The sequence below is a fragment of the Yersinia enterocolitica genome, assembly GCA_002082245.2.
Classification (GTDB): domain Bacteria; phylum Pseudomonadota; class Gammaproteobacteria; order Enterobacterales; family Enterobacteriaceae; genus Yersinia; species Yersinia enterocolitica_E.
The window spans coordinates 4,240,680-4,255,275 of the sequence record NBTC02000002.1; the positions used below are offsets into that span (position 1 = coordinate 4,240,680).

Genomic DNA, 14,596 nt, shown 5'->3' on the forward strand with positions numbered 1-14,596 from the left:
AAGAGTGACACAAGCTGAATAGTGGCACTTCGGTGCCACTATTCATCCACCGAAAATAAGTTATAGTCCATTTTTAATATAGATAGAATAGTAGAGAAAGGATGCGTCGTATTATGCGGGTTATTATTTCAGGCTATTGTAGTTTGACACGCTTTTCACTAGAGATAATCCTTAAAGAAATAATGTCAATCCAAAAAAAACAAATAAGTATTAATGCAGATAAATATGTATTGATAGATAACAAATATATAAAAAAAGATGAGAGAGATATATATATCCTGGATGTAGATAATAGCTCTCTTTTTGATTCATTTAAAACCATTGAAAAAATAAGGAAGTCAAGTCCCCTTTCTTTTATTATAGTGCTTGGTAGAAAAAATGAAAAGATGGGAGGCTATAGCTATTTGTCCGTTGTGGCTGATTGTATACTTTGTAAGACAGCATCTATAAAAACAATTAAAAACATGTTAATTGTTTTTTTAACTTCAAGTGAACCTCCTAAAAAATTTCATCGAACAAAATTAGTCAAAAAGTTAATTAGTTACTAAATCCAATACGGCACTATTGCAAAAATAAGATGATGGTAAGATAAATCTCCATTTTGGCCGAAGGAGTAAAGCACGACCCCATTCACAGGTCGGCATTTTCAGAGTGCTATTATTCTCTGGTCTGTACGCTGGTACTAAAACTGTGCTTAGTTGTTAATTCTGATTTGGGAGTCATGACAATTAAATAAGCATTACAAAGCCATGCGAAGTAAATAAGTTAAGTTCTCGCTGGATTTGAAAGTTATCTTTTAAATTTACAGGGAATGTTTTGCGCGGGTATAGAAAATATAAATAATAAAAACAATGCATTTTTAATAAATATATTGTTTGAGGCGAGGTCAATGAAACCTAATAATCTACGTAAAGAAGAAGTCATGGGCATATTGGAAGAAACTTGTAATGTTCTGAAAGAACAGTTTGGTGGATCTGTCCCCCCAGTGGGCAGTTGGCCAAAAACCAGAGAGTTGGCTGATAAAGCGCATTTGGATATTTATACTGCAAGATTAGTATTAATGAAGTTGGTTGATGAGAACAGAGCCAAGATGTCTGAAACTAAAGTGTTGAATTCATTACGCTGGTTTATTACTCAGACAGCAGAAGAATAGAGGCGACGATCCCATGGGCTTGTTGCAAATAATGAGAGCCGGTGACTCTCCTCATCGATGGGTGGGATAATTGGCCCTGTCGCATTAACAGATCGAGGTCGGCAAAATAGCACTGCCTATTTTTTTATAGCGGCCAACAGATAAAATTGTTCTGCCGGTGACAATCCGTCGCCAGCAGGATGATGAAGTTGTCCTTTGCGTATCATCTGTACCAGCTCAATACCCGCCAACAAGGTCTGTGCCCGTCGAAAGGAGTTGAATCCCAGCATCGTGCGTATCCGACGTTTGATATTCCGGTGATCTTGCTCGACAAGGTTGTTCAGGATCTTACTTTGCCTGACGGTAATCGCTTCCTCATCGGGTTTGTCGGCATTGAGCGTGGGCAAAGCTGCGGTGTTAGCACCACTTTTATCGATAGTGACTACCTAGGGTTTATCCTGGTGACGAATGGCCTTGCCGAAGAAACGCAGGGCTGCGGGGGCATCACGTTTGGCGGTCAATAGAGCGTCGATAGTCTGGCCATTGGAGTCCACAGCATGACACAGGTATTTCCACTGGCCGTAAACACCGACGTCCCACGCTGCGCTTGTGCCGACTGAAAGCCTTATATAGCAAAGGGGTTCCCAGCGATACAGGGTAGAATGGCCAACGATAATACCGCGTTCTGCCATCATCTCTTCTAGGTTGCGTAGACTCAGGGCGTAAGCGAGATACCAGCGAACACATTGGGCGATGATATCAACGGGTAGTGCAGACGTTTGAAGGCTTTTCTTATCAGAGACATTTCAAATAACACCTTAAAACTGTATGTTAACCGACGACAGCTTCATGCAACAGAGCCACTTAGCTTCCACTGGGCTAACCAGCAGAGCCAAAACAGTTTAAAAACATAACTTCACTTAGTCATTCATCCACAGTTCGTGGGGAAAATAAGAATACGTCGATCTTAAATATAGCTATTTATACGGGACGTATAAAAGTTTAACTAGTGCTTAGTGCAGAGATTGGAATTGTCTGAATTATTATCTAATAGCCATTATCCTATCAATAAGTGAAATTATTTCATGTTGAGTGTAGTGCTTAACTTTCCAATGGAGGGTAATATACGACTGAAATTTAGCTTTGTAATTTAAACTCTAGTTTTAAATTAGTCGCGTTCTTTTTGGTTTTTATATTTTACAATTTAATTGGATGAAAAAGAGGCAAGGATGAGAGGGTTTTTATTATCACTTTTAGTATCTGGTGTAATTATGGGGACAATGGCTCCAGTTTTTGCTCAGAACGTTCCTTTTGATAGTAGCGGGAAAATGGGGAAAACTGGCTGGACGTCCTGGAAAAGAGTGGTTTTATCGAAAAACATGCCACTTATGAGATATTGTAGTCGCGACTATTACAAAAATGGCCGTTACGTTACGTCACAAAATAAAATAGTACGCATGTATCAATTTTGTTGAGCAACGAACAGTTGAACGAAGTTAACCATTATTTATTATGGCATCATAAGTAGATATATTAATTAAGGATGATTTTTAATGAAAAATAAACTGTTATCCATTTTAATTTCTGGGATGATTTTTGGCATCGCTGCATCTGGCCCTGCCTACGCACAAAATGTTCCGTTCAATGCTGGAGGCGGTGGTAAAACCATCTATGGTCCTTGGAAAAAGGTCCAGAATGGGTTTATATCAATTACGTGCTATCGAACAGTATATTATAAAAATGGTAATACTGCTCAGCAAAGTAAATGGATTCCATTTGGTACAAAATGCTAATCAAATTTAGTATTCACTGATGTTTTATAGAAAAATTTAATTTCAGGCCATCGTTCAATGACGAAGGCCTTTACTCCATTGAATTTTGGTACTTTTATATAAAGTCCCCAATCACGGTATTTCAAATAGCTTTCCAGTATCACATCTCTTTTTATCTGCTTTCAGATTGTCAGAATTTGCTTACCTGAGCGGCTGTTGTGTCGTTGAAGGGGTCCGCTTGATGGTTAGGAAGTTGGATCCATTTTTTTCCCTTAGGTCAGAATCAAAAGAGGGGGACTGGGCCATGAGTTTCATCAGATCAGGTAGCGTGAGGTTGACGATTGATTTAAATAAACACCATTTTGATAACCAATCCAAATTTCAGGCAGATCTTCCCTATGCTGCCTATCGTAATCATCGCTCTGTTTTGAACTCCAGCCGACGTCGGGGCAACAACTCTTCTGCCCGGATACCGGCCCACGCACTGTTAAAAACCATCCGGCTATCACACAGTACACACTGGTACGGATCTACATTCGTAAATTGTTTCATCAGCGACACAAAGCCCAGCTTCTGCGGTTTTTCCCTTCATTTCAATCCCCAGTGCAGTATAGGGTTGTGCCGTATTAACGTAGGCTAGTCAGCAAAAGTTGCGCTGCCGTGTTGGTGCCACTTTTATCAATGGTCACTACTTCCGGTTCGCCGTGATGTCTAATGGCCTTGCGAAAGAAACGTAATGCGGCTGCGGCGTCTCGCCTGGCGGTCAGCAGGAAGTCAATGGTTTGACCCGCAGTATCGACCGCACGGTACATATATTTCCACTGACCTTTGATTTTTATGTAGGTTTCGTCCATGCGCCACCGACGGTCCACTGTGCGCTTATGCCGACGAAACGCCTTATCCAACAACGGCACCAGGCGGATAACCCAGCTAACCCAGCGGTGAAATGTGGAAATGGTCAACGATAATGCCGCGCTCTGCCATCATCTCTTCGAGATTGCGCAGGATCAGGGTATAAGCGAGATACCAGCGAACACACTGAGCGATAACATCAGCGGGGTAATGCAGTCGACGGAAGGCGTTTCGGATTAGAGACATGGGCAGGTAACATCACAAAAAAAAACAGCATGTTACCGGACTGCACCTTAATGCGACACAATCGTTTATCACCACTGGATATTTGCAACAGTGCCCAATGGTTCAACAACTAGAATAGGTAGCCATAAAAGTAATGGCTACCTATTCTAATTAGGTTAAATCACTTTAAGTTAAATGAATAGCTAATTTTTATCACTAAGTAAGTTACGATAAATAAGGCCGCCTATAATGCCGCCTAATATAGGCATTATCCAGAACAACCATAATTGCTGTAATGCCCAACCGCCCTGGAAAATAGCCACTGCCGTACTACGTGCAGGGTTAACGGATGTATTAGTAACTGGAATACTAATTAAATGAATAAGTGTCAACGTTAGGCCAATTGCCAATGGAGCAAATCCAACCGGAGCTCGTTTATCGGTCACTCCGTGAATAACGATAAGGAAAAATGCCGTCAATACTACCTCAGCAACAATGGCTGCCTGCATAGAGAAGCTACCGGGAGAATATGCGCCGTAGCCGTTTGAGGCGAAACCATTTACTGATGCATCAAAACCAGTTTTACCATTGGCTATAAAAAATAGAATAGAGGCCCCAATGATACCACCAATGACCTGAGCAAAAATATAAGGGGCTATATCTTTAGTTTTAAATCGGCCTCCAGCCCATAAACCTAAAGTAACGGCTGGATTAAAATGCGCTCCGGAAATATGCCCTACGGCGTAAGCCATGGTTAAAACAGACAAACCAAATGCCAGTGCTACACCAGTAAAGCCGATACCTAACTCAGGGTACGAGGCCGCCAATACAGCACTACCGCACCCACCAAATACTAACCAAAAAGTACCAAAAAACTCAGCAGCTAACCTTTTAGACATGACTACCTCATAATATCAACGACATTGAAATAAATACAAAAAGTATCAGTAATTACATACCTCTATATTGTGTTTTTACTAACATAGAGCAATGATTAATACGTCATCTAAAAACAATCTATTTAGACGAGGAATTAAATTATTAATTTTCATAAAATGGAATAACTTACAATATGAACATTGTATAATATTCATATTGATTGTCTTTAAGGATTCTCCTATAATTAACATGATATATCATGTTAATTAATATTCAGAAAAATTTAAGCGTTTCATAAGCTTTATTAACTTATAAGGTAGTAGCCTTAACAAGGCAGTCTAGGAAAATGTCAGTATTGCTGAATTTTTCATCAATCATCTTTGATCTGGAGGCTCAAAACACCACTATTCTGATCAGTTATGTCGCATTAACAGATCGAGGTCCGCAAAATAGCACTGCCTATTTTTTTATAGCGGCCAACAGATAAAATTGTTCTGCCGGTAACAATCCGTCGCTAGCAGGATGATGAAGTTATCCTTTGTGTATCATCTGTACCCGCCAACAACTGTATCTGGCAGAATATTTAAGGCACTGTTGCAAATAGCCCGTTAGGGTCAACACTCCCTTAGGCTAAAAAACATTAGAGGCTGAAAACGTAGTTCACCAGACGCACTTCGCCCTGAGGATGACCATAATACCAAGGTTCAGCCTGACCTTTACGCAACGCATTCATCACTTCTATACCCTTGATCGTGGCATAAGCCGTTTTCATGGATTTGAAGCCTAACATCGGATTGATTATCCGCTTCAGCTTACCGTGATCACATTCAATCACGTTGTTGAGGTATTTCACCTGACGGTGCACCACGTTTGGCGGGCATTTGCCTTCCCGTTTCAATAACGCGAGCGCTCTGCCATAGGTGGGTGCTTTATCTGTAATAATGCGTCGTGGCTGTTCCCAATCCCGTAAGTTACCTAATATCTACTTCAAAAATCGATAAGCCGCTTGGGTATTACGTCGAGACGAAAGATAAAAATCAATCGTTCTACCGTGGCTGTCTACGGCCCGGTACAGATAAGCCCATTTGCCACCAATTTTGACGTAGGTTTCATCCAGATGCCAGGGACGAAGGTCGGTCGGATGACGCCAGTACCATCGCAGGCGCTTTTCCATTTCAGGTGCATAGCGCTGAACCCAACGATAAATCGTGGTGTGGTCAACATTGATGCCCCGTTCAGCCAGCATTTCCTGGAGTTCGCGATAGCTGATGCCGTATTTACAATACCAGCGAACGGCCCAGAGGATAATGGCACTCTGAAAATGCCGACCTTTGAATGGGGCCATACGCTACTCCTTCAGCCGAAATGGTGCTTTAGCTTATCATCACAAGATTTTTGCAACAGTCCATATAGATAGCCTCAGACTGGCGTTGGAAGAGACTTTTGAGAGAAAAGAGGTTTTTTTTAAAAATCGGCATAACAGAAAGAAAAAATTACCGCTTTCCTTAACAGAATATTGACAGGTGCGCTGAAAAACTGTCAATTTCCTCCGCCTTAAGACACAATAAAACCGAAGTTTGTCATCGACATTCTCCGGTTTATTGTTCCCCTATGTTCAACCAAGGTGTAGCAGTTACAGCCTACTTTCACGATGATGATTCGGGTACTTTGTCATGCCTGTTAAAAATCTTAGTTCTTAACAAGCAGGTTATGAATTTGGTGCCCGGACTCGGAATCGAACCAAGGACACGGGGATTTTCAATCCCCTGCTCTACCGACTGAGCTATCCGGGCAACGGGGCGCATTAAACCGTATTGGCGGCAAGTCGTCAATGAGTTTCTCTTATAAAGGCGATCGGTTGCTCTCTTTTCATGCAAAAATAGCGAGAAAACTGTTGGGAAGTTAATTTTTATGGTGCATCTACATATTTCATCTACTTGATTTATAGATTTTTTATTTTTTAGTGTGTTAAATAACAATGGCTTAGATATTCACTAAAAGTGCATTTTTATTGGCCTGAAAGGTTGAACCTACCGGCAAAACATGCAATTATTGCGAAAATTTAGCGTTACTATTCATCCCTCTAATCCATATCATTTCGATTAAGTAAGCAGGAGGCGGTTATGACAATAGTAGACTATTCAATGCATAATGAGCGCTTCTCATGCTATTTCTCCTGTTTATCTGCTGTTAAGTTCCTTGTTACTTCCATGCGGTAAGGCTATCTGTCGTTCACTGTTAGGCATTATTAAAAATAGAGCTGGATCTCTGATTTTACTGATGTCTATTGGTCGATGCGAAGACCAGTTAACTCACTATTCTAGCTTCTATTTGAGCGAGTGATCGTGTGCGTAATAGATATCAATTTGCCGGCATTGCATAAAATCTTCACCTTATGCGATGTCATATACATGCCAAAATGGCAGCCTCATACCTGACCGTTTGAGAGTAAGTGACATGACACTATTAAAAATAGCAACAAGTGCTCGTTTGGCTTCTTATATAGAAAGCCAGCGGGGAATGGTATACCTCAATCAAACTGATTTTACTGATGTTGCCGCTGTGGTGATGTCGGTTGAAGATGCCAATGCCGGTATATTGTCAAAGTTGCATGATCTGGGTTTTGCTATTCCTACTTTTGTTGCTGTCACGGCACAACAGACGGTTTCTGCCGATTATTTGCCTCTGATTAAGGGGATTATTACGCTCGGCGAAGCAAACAAAGCTTTTTACAATGCTCAGGTAGAAGCTGCCGCCAGTGAATATCAAAAAAATCTATTACCGCCATTTTTCTCAACATTGAAAAAATATGTCGAGATGAATAATTCAACTTTTGCTTGCCCAGGGCATCAGGGTGGCGAGTTTTTCCGTAAGCATCCTGCCGGTCGCCAGTTTTTTGAGTTTTATGGCGAGACCATTTTCCGTTCAGATATGTGCAACGCAGACGTCAAACTGGGTGACTTGCTGATCCATGAAGGTGCAGCTAAAGATGCACAAAAATATGCAGCTAAGGTCTTCAATGCGGATAAAACCTATTTTGTTTTGAATGGTACATCGGCTGCAAATAAGGTCGTGACTAATGCCTTATTGACCCGTGGTGATTTGGTATTGTTCGATCGTAATAACCATAAATCCAACCATCATGGTGCGCTGATTCAGGCTGGGGCGACACCAATCTATTTGGAAACGGCCCGCAACCCGTTCGGTTTTATTGGTGGTATTGATGCTCATTGTTTCGACGAGCGTTATTTACGTCAGCAATTGCGGGAGGTTGCCCCAGAAAGAGCAGAAGAGGCGCGGCCATTCAGATTGGCGATCATTCAGTTGGGTACCTACGATGGCACGGTGTATAACGCACGTCAGGTGGTTGATACTATTGGTCATTTGTGTGATTACATTCTATTTGATTCTGCGTGGGTAGGTTACGAACAGTTTATTCCGATGATGAAGGATTTCTCACCGCTATTGCTGGATTTAAATGAAAATGACCCTGGGATTATTGTGACTCAGTCAGTGCACAAGCAGCAGGCTGGTTTCTCCCAAACCTCGCAGGTACATAAAAAAGATAATCATATCAAAGGGCAAAAACGGCACTGTAATCATAAACGTTTTAATAATGCATTTATGTTGCATGCCTCAACCAGCCCGTTCTACCCATTATTTGCTGCACTGGATATTAACGCCAAAATTCATTCTGGTGACAGTGGCCGCCGCATGTGGATGGATTGTGTCAAGTTGGGCATCGATACGCGTAAACTATTATTAGAACGCTGCTCAATGTTGCGGCCATTTATTCCTCCCACTGTCAGTGGTAAAAATTGGCAAGATTACGATACGGACGTTATTGCCAATGACACACGTTTCTTTAATTTTGTGCCTAATGAACGTTGGCATGGATTTGAAGGGTATAACCAAGACCAATATCTGGTTGATCCTTGTAAGTTATTACTGACGACACCGGGTATCGATGCTAACAGCGGCCAATATACCCAATTTGGTGTTCCGGCAGCGATACTGGCTACCTTCTTGCGTGAAAATGGTATTGTGCCGGAAAAATGCGATCTGAATTCAATTTTGTTCCTGCTAACACCGGCAGAAAATCCAGCAAAAATGGCACATCTGGTTGATATGCTGGTTCAGTTTGAGCGCTACGTGGAGCAAGATGCTTTATTGTGTGATGTATTACCGACGATATACCGTAAGAATGAAGAGCGCTATCGCGGCTACACTCTACGCCAGTTATGCCAAGAAATGCATGATCTCTATGTCAGCTATGATGTTAAACAACTGCAAAAGGATATGTTCCGCAAAGCCAGCTTACCGCCGGTATTAATGAACCCGCAAGATGCCAATATCCAGTTTATTCGCGATAATATCGAGCTAATCCCTATTGCCGAGGCTGGAGGGCGCATTGCTGCTGAAGGCGCACTCCCTTATCCACCAGGCGTATTGTGCGTGGTGCCGGGTGAAATGTGGGGCGGGGCGGTACAGCGTTATTTCCTGGCGTTGGAAGAGGGGATTAATTTATTGCCCGGCTTCTCGCCTGAATTGCAGGGCGTTTATATCGAAAAAGGTGATGTAGAGTGGCGGCGTATCTTTGGTTATGTCATTACGCCGTAAACTGAGGTACTGATAGACAGCCGATGAGAGCATCGGCTGTCTCACAATAAGTTATTACAAATTAGGCTTATCAATAACCTAAATAGCGTGCGACTAAAACTGTGCCGGAAATCAGCAATAAGATATTTATTAATCGGATAAGCTGGTCGCGACTTATCCCCAAACTGATTTTATTGGCGATAACCAAACCAACTAACATCCCCGGTACCAACAGTAGTACCATCCATAAAATAGATAGGTCCATGTAGACCCCTGCTAGCGTAAACAAAATAACTCGCGTGAGGGTACTCAGGCCGATAAGCGTGGTCTGGGTAATCCGCAAATTATCTTTGCTGGCTATTCTGCCGGATAAATAAATAGCATAAATAAACCCGCCGCTGCCAAATAGCGCGCTGAAAATACCGCCAATCAAGCCAAAAGGAATGGCGGCAACAGGTTTGAATTGTCCTTGTGGTTTACGCCGGCTAAGGGCGTAAATGGCATATAAAATGACAAATATGCCGAGCGCCAGTAGCAAAATATCAGGGCGAGTACGTAGCAGTAACGTCGCGCCGATCAGACTACCAATAATCATTAGTGGGACTAATCGCTTAAGTTCAGCAAGGTCGGCATGACGGCTATGGCGAGCTACATTGGTAATGGCTGCAAACATATCGACAATTGCCAATAATGGGACAATCTTAGCGACAGGAATAAATAGCGCTAATATCGGACTGGCAATTAATGCAGAACCAAATCCTGTAATACCAAAGATGATATAAGCGATGACCATAGTGGAGAAGATTACCACCATTTCAAACAGGGTAAGTCCAAAGTCCATTTGTTCAATCTGCCGATAGTAGGGATAGGATGATTAGCGATACTATAAACATTTTATTGAGAATGGTTGTTATTCAAATGTGCACTTTTGTCGGGCAATCACACTTTAGACATAAAAAATGACACTGTGGGTGGAGCCTGTCATTTCAGTTTTCCCTTGGTTGGCGTTGCAGGGGGGGATTAGCCACCTGCAACGCCAATTTCTTGGGCTATAAAATCCGCTATAAATAAAACTAGTGGCGGCGATAACTCTTCTGCGCGCTGTTCACTTTCACCAGATAACGGCGAGATTCGCCTGAAGGGTGTTTAGTGGTCAGCGTTTGGAATACATCACCAGGAGCCATATTGTTGATAATATTAACAGCCTGGTTCTTATCGCTGGAGAATACCCGCAATACGCTACCAGCTCCGCCGTTATAAGAGGTAATAACAGCATAACGCCGTGAGGTGGCATTCTGAATTCCGCCTAGATAAGTATTTTGCAGAATTGACAGATATGCCGTACCAGCATCAATATTATTTTCTGGATCAAACAGATAGCTACGGCTTGGCTGGCCACTTTTACCCTTCATTTTGAACACATCTCGCCCGGCAGTATGCTGTACAACTTGCATCAGGCCCAACGCATCAGAGCCACTGACCGCATATGGGTTGAAGCTAGATTCTGTTTGCATAATTGCCAGGATCAATGACTCTTCGACGCCATAACGCTCCGCTGACTGGCGCACCAGTGGCAGGTATTTATGGGCACGTTGATCCAGATGGTTAGGGACTAATTGCAAGGTGACCGACCAGATAACATGCAGGCCGGAAGTGCGTTTTTGCATTCTGGTTTGTAGCAGATAATCAGCAAAATGGGCCGCGCGCCATTCCCAACGGATCGGCTGGCCATTGTTATCTAGCACCTGCCCATAGAGGAAGGGCTCTTTACTGATCTGAATATCGTTAACATCCGAATAGAGGTCGATAGAGCCAGGATCATCACCCATTAAAAGTGTGGTAATAATCGCCTGACGCAAGTGAGCCGCCGGATCTGTCGTGGCAATGGTTTCAACCGTAATCGTACCGGCATCGAAGTTGATATGGCTGCGGGTTTGATATTGATCCGTATACTTAACGTAATCTTTTGGACCCGCGATTAAGACTTCTTTTAATCCCCAAATATTTTCAATGTTATGGGCAAATTGGCCCATTAAAATCTCAAAACCGTTGGTATCTTTGACATAGGCTTCGTTTTCTGTTTGATTCTTATTGCCTGAGCAAGACACTAACAATGGTGCAACTATCAGCAAAGCTAAAATTTTCTTCATCTTACAAGCCATATCTTGATGAGGAATAACAACGGGGCCAGCGCAGACCCCGTGTGGTTACTTACTCGGTGGAGTATAACCTTCAATATGAACATCCTGCCCTTCGAACAGGAAGTTAACCATCTCCTGCTCTAACAGTTTGCGGTCTTCGACATTCATCATGCTCAGTTTTTTCTCGTTAATCAGCATGGTTTGCTTGGTTATCCATTGTGACCAAGCTTCTTTTGATATTTCGTTATAGATACGTTTGCCAATCTCACCTGGATAGAGCTGAAAATCTTGCCCCTCAGCATCATGTTTTAAAAATGTGCAAAAAATTGTTCTGCTCATGCTAAATCCTCTTCTATGGCGCTATACCCTTCATACTTGAAGTTGCAGGGGGTTAGCTATGTTGGTCACTCGGCTGTTTTGCCAACTGATGTAATAGGCGTTCAACTGGGGCCGCCAATCCTACCGCGGGTGGTTGTGCTAAGTTATACCAGAGACCTGCACCATCATCCATGCATCCACGGGATGACGCCGTATTCAGCCACATGGGGACAATATCCAGATGGAAGTGGCTGAAGGTATGACGAAAAGCAGTTAACTGCTGCAAACTGCTGCTGGCAATACTTTGTTGCTGCAACCAACGCTCCAGTTCGGCTTGTTCAGAAAATTGCGGGAAGCAAAATAGCCCCCCCCATAGACCTACTGGCGGGCGCTGTTCGAGCCATACCTGCGATCCGTTTTGCATCAACAAAAAGTAAGCTGTTTTTTCCGGTAATGTCTGTTTGGGTTTTTTACCGGGGTAGCGTGCCCAACTGTGATTAGCATAAGCCATACAACCGGTATTCAGTGGGCAAAGCTCACACTTGGGCTTAGAACGGGTGCACACCGTGGCACCTAAATCCATCATCGCCTGATTAAACTGACCTACGCCTTTGGCTGGCGTAACATCTTCACTGCTTTGCCACAGGCGGCCTTCGACTTCCTTTTTACCGGGCCATCCCTCAACAGCGTAACAACGGGCCAGCACTCGTTTGACGTTACCATCTAAAATAGGAAAATGTTTCCCTAACGAGAGCGACAAAATAGCGCCCGCAGTTGAGCGCCCAATCCCTGGCAGTGCGAGAATCTCGTCAAAAGTAGTAGGGAACTCGCCTTGATGGCGTTCAACAACCGTTTGGGCGGCTTTATGCAGATTTCTGGCACGGGCGTAGTAACCCAGCCCGGTCCATAAATGCAGAACTTCATCCAACGGTGCCGCAGCCAGCGCACTGATATCAGGGAAGCGCAACATAAAACGTTGGAAATAGGGAATGACGGTCGCAACCTGAGTCTGTTGCAACATCACTTCTGACAACCATACCTGATAAGGTGTTTTATCCAATTGCCACGGCAAGGTTTTGCGACCAAAGCGTTGGTACCACTCAAGTACCTCGTGCGCGAACTGTTGCGCTTGCATCATAAGTTGGTATCAATATCCGGCAGGTAATAAATTAGAGCTGGATTGCAGCATAGAGTTCTCACCCTGTAAACCCCCTTCGTACTTGAAGCTACAACTGTGTTAGCCGCACTCACGCACCCGAATCACTGACTTTAATCGGCCACTTTGGTTATATCTACGTTATTTACTGCTTAATTTTGTACTTATGACGCCCAGAGTTGATAAACTACCGTATCTTTGCATAATGCGCGTTCACATACGCAATCAACAGACAGAAAGTACCATGATAAATGACGTCATATCCCCGGAATTTGATGAAAACGGCCGAGCCATACGCCGTATTCGTAGTTTTGTCCGTCGTCAGGGGCGGCTGACCAAAGGTCAACAACTGGCGCTAGATAGCTACTGGCCGGTGATGGGCGTGGAATATCAAGCAACGCCAGTTGATGTAAACGCCTTGTTTGGCCGCGAAGCTCCGGTGGTACTGGAAATCGGTTTCGGCATGGGGACTTCACTGGTGACCATGGCTGCCAGTAATCCGCAGCAGAATTTTCTGGGGATAGAAGTGCATTCTCCGGGGGTTGGTGCTTGTTTGGGGGCTGCTCACGAGGCGGGACTAAGCAACTTGCGGATTATGTGTCATGACGCGGTTGAAGTGCTGGAAAATATGATTCCAGATGCTTCACTGGATATGGTACAGCTATTCTTCCCTGACCCATGGCACAAAGCGCGCCATAATAAGCGTCGTATCGTCCAGATACCTTTTGTTGAATTAGTGAGAAGTAAATTAAAAGTGGGTGGCGTGTTCCATATGGCGACCGACTGGCAACATTATGCGGAACATATGTTGGAAGTGATGTCAGGTGTAAACGGATACCGCAACCTTTCAGAACAAAATGATTATGTTCCTCGTCCGGACTCGCGTCCGCTGACAAAATTTGAATTACGTGGCCAGCGTCTGGGACATGGCGTTTGGGATCTGATGTTTGAGAGGAAAGAATAATGGCTAATTATAGTTTCCAATCTGATTATTCGTGATGAAATTAACAGTAAGTTTATTTTATTTTGTTGATTAATAAGTGATTTAGTGGGGTTTCTTGTTATCTCATCAAATCACACTAAAAACCACGATATCCTACATTTTACTGTAGATTAGAATGTAGCTCGTTAATCCACCTGTGGTGTAATGGATGTCATATAACAGTGACACTCATGGCGCTAATAGGTGGATAAACCAGAAAAAAAACCACTATCAACTAAAGCCATCGACGCGATGAAACCCGGTGATAAGGCCAGTTGATACCGGCGAAAATCGCCATTACGGATCACTTGTGCGCTAGCGGCATTAAAGCTTTCTTCTACCGCTATACCAGCCCCATAACTCACAAACTCACCCAAGTTAAGATCGGTCACTTCCCTAATATCTCGCTAGCGCAGGCTGGTGCTGAACTGCAAACACTTAAGTAGGCAAAGAATGAAAGCCGCCATTGGCAACAGTACCGCTTATATAATGCTGAATTTCTTTGAGCAGTTATTGTATCTGCATGAATCAATAACGGTG

At 43.2% G+C, this 14,596-nt stretch carries 11 protein-coding genes, 1 tRNA gene and 4 pseudogenes; 5 read left to right on the forward strand and 11 right to left on the reverse strand.

Annotation, left to right across the window (positions count from 1 at the left end):
• The first annotated feature begins 113 nt into the window (after positions 1 to 113).
• Positions 114 to 548 carry a hypothetical protein gene (locus A6J66_020735; GenBank protein PNM26370.1) on the forward strand — a complete coding sequence of 145 codons (435 nt, stop codon included), beginning with the start codon at positions 114 to 116 and terminating at the stop codon, positions 546 to 548.
• Positions 549 to 889: 341 nt separating this feature from the next.
• The gene (locus A6J66_020740; GenBank protein ID PNM26371.1) at positions 890 to 1,153 is read left to right on the forward strand and encodes a faeA-like family protein; all 264 of its coding nucleotides are present in this window, start codon (positions 890 to 892) and stop codon (positions 1,151 to 1,153) included.
• Positions 1,154 to 1,269: 116 nt separating this feature from the next.
• On the opposite strand, the pseudogene A6J66_020745 reads toward A6J66_020740, so the two are convergent.
• Positions 1,270 to 1,937 (reverse strand): annotated as a pseudogene (locus tag A6J66_020745) (IS6 family transposase).
• A 748-nt stretch (positions 1,938 to 2,685) separates the two neighbouring features.
• Between A6J66_020745 and A6J66_020750 the strand changes: the two are divergent.
• Entirely contained in the window at positions 2,686 to 2,925 is a 240-nt protein-coding gene (locus A6J66_020750; protein ID PNM26372.1) for a hypothetical protein, read from the forward strand.
• A 629-nt stretch (positions 2,926 to 3,554) separates the two neighbouring features.
• On the opposite strand, the pseudogene A6J66_020755 reads toward A6J66_020750, so the two are convergent.
• From A6J66_020755 to A6J66_020775, 5 genes and pseudogenes are all read right to left on the reverse strand, one after another.
• Positions 3,555 to 4,002, reverse strand: a pseudogene (locus tag A6J66_020755) (IS6 family transposase).
• Between the two features lie 182 nt (positions 4,003 to 4,184).
• Complete coding sequence (locus tag A6J66_020760) at positions 4,185 to 4,880, reverse strand: aquaporin Z (protein ID PNM26373.1); 696 nt, start codon at positions 4,878 to 4,880, stop codon at positions 4,185 to 4,187.
• Positions 4,881 to 5,319: 439 nt separating this feature from the next.
• Positions 5,320 to 5,415, reverse strand: a pseudogene (locus A6J66_020765) (IS6 family transposase).
• Positions 5,416 to 5,500: 85 nt separating this feature from the next.
• Positions 5,501 to 6,205 (reverse strand): annotated as a pseudogene (locus A6J66_020770) (IS6 family transposase).
• A 372-nt stretch (positions 6,206 to 6,577) separates the two neighbouring features.
• A tRNA-Phe gene (locus A6J66_020775) sits at positions 6,578 to 6,653 on the reverse strand.
• Positions 6,654 to 7,317: 664 nt separating this feature from the next.
• On the opposite strand from A6J66_020775, the gene speF reads away from it, so the two are divergent.
• Positions 7,318 to 9,480, forward strand: a complete 2,163-nt coding sequence (gene speF, locus A6J66_020780) for an ornithine decarboxylase SpeF (protein ID PNM26374.1) — start codon at positions 7,318 to 7,320, stop codon at positions 9,478 to 9,480.
• A 70-nt stretch (positions 9,481 to 9,550) separates the two neighbouring features.
• Here the strand turns inward: speF and A6J66_020785 are convergent, their stop codons facing one another.
• From A6J66_020785 to A6J66_020800, 4 genes are all read right to left on the reverse strand, one after another.
• Complete coding sequence (locus tag A6J66_020785; GenBank protein PNM26375.1) at positions 9,551 to 10,300, reverse strand: sulfite exporter TauE/SafE family protein; 750 nt, start codon at positions 10,298 to 10,300, stop codon at positions 9,551 to 9,553.
• A gap of 232 nt (positions 10,301 to 10,532) precedes the next feature.
• The gene (locus A6J66_020790; GenBank protein PNM26376.1) at positions 10,533 to 11,609 is read right to left on the reverse strand and encodes a membrane-bound lytic murein transglycosylase MltC; all 1,077 of its coding nucleotides are present in this window, start codon (positions 11,607 to 11,609) and stop codon (positions 10,533 to 10,535) included.
• A 57-nt stretch (positions 11,610 to 11,666) separates the two neighbouring features.
• The gene (locus A6J66_020795; GenBank protein ID PNM26377.1) at positions 11,667 to 11,939 is read right to left on the reverse strand and encodes an oxidative damage protection protein; all 273 of its coding nucleotides are present in this window, start codon (positions 11,937 to 11,939) and stop codon (positions 11,667 to 11,669) included.
• 52 nt (positions 11,940 to 11,991) lie between these two features.
• Positions 11,992 to 13,053 carry an adenine DNA glycosylase gene (locus A6J66_020800; protein ID PNM27106.1) on the reverse strand — a complete coding sequence of 354 codons (1,062 nt, stop codon included), beginning with the start codon at positions 13,051 to 13,053 and terminating at the stop codon, positions 11,992 to 11,994.
• Between the two features lie 265 nt (positions 13,054 to 13,318).
• Here A6J66_020800 and A6J66_020805 point away from each other — a divergent pair, with 265 nt between their 5' ends.
• Positions 13,319 to 14,038 (forward strand): tRNA (guanosine(46)-N7)-methyltransferase TrmB, encoded by a 720-nt coding sequence (locus A6J66_020805; GenBank protein PNM26378.1) that lies wholly within the window; start codon positions 13,319 to 13,321, stop codon positions 14,036 to 14,038.
• A 215-nt stretch (positions 14,039 to 14,253) separates the two neighbouring features.
• On the opposite strand, the gene A6J66_020810 is transcribed toward A6J66_020805, so the two are convergent.
• Positions 14,254 to 14,448, reverse strand: a complete 195-nt coding sequence (locus A6J66_020810; GenBank protein PNM26379.1) for a hypothetical protein — start codon at positions 14,446 to 14,448, stop codon at positions 14,254 to 14,256.
• Positions 14,449 to 14,596: the final 148 nt, after the last annotated feature.

Bases quoted from the DNA above. Each gene is read 5' to 3' on its own strand.
- A6J66_020735 (PNM26370.1), top strand. From the start codon at position 114: ATGCGGGTTATTATTTCAGGCTATTGTAGTTTGACACGCTTTTCACTA.
- A6J66_020740 (PNM26371.1), top strand. From the start codon at position 890: ATGAAACCTAATAATCTACGTAAAGAAGAAGTCATGGGCATATTGGAA.
- A6J66_020750 (PNM26372.1), top strand. From the start codon at position 2,686: ATGAAAAATAAACTGTTATCCATTTTAATTTCTGGGATGATTTTTGGC.
- A6J66_020760 (PNM26373.1), bottom strand. From the start codon at position 4,880: ATGTCTAAAAGGTTAGCTGCTGAGTTTTTTGGTACTTTTTGGTTAGTA.
- speF (PNM26374.1), top strand. From the start codon at position 7,318: ATGACACTATTAAAAATAGCAACAAGTGCTCGTTTGGCTTCTTATATA.
- A6J66_020785 (PNM26375.1), bottom strand. From the start codon at position 10,300: ATGGACTTTGGACTTACCCTGTTTGAAATGGTGGTAATCTTCTCCACT.
- A6J66_020790 (PNM26376.1), bottom strand. From the start codon at position 11,609: ATGAAGAAAATTTTAGCTTTGCTGATAGTTGCACCATTGTTAGTGTCT.
- A6J66_020795 (PNM26377.1), bottom strand. From the start codon at position 11,939: ATGAGCAGAACAATTTTTTGCACATTTTTAAAACATGATGCTGAGGGG.
- A6J66_020800 (PNM27106.1), bottom strand. From the start codon at position 13,053: ATGCAAGCGCAACAGTTCGCGCACGAGGTACTTGAGTGGTACCAACGC.
- A6J66_020805 (PNM26378.1), top strand. From the start codon at position 13,319: ATGATAAATGACGTCATATCCCCGGAATTTGATGAAAACGGCCGAGCC.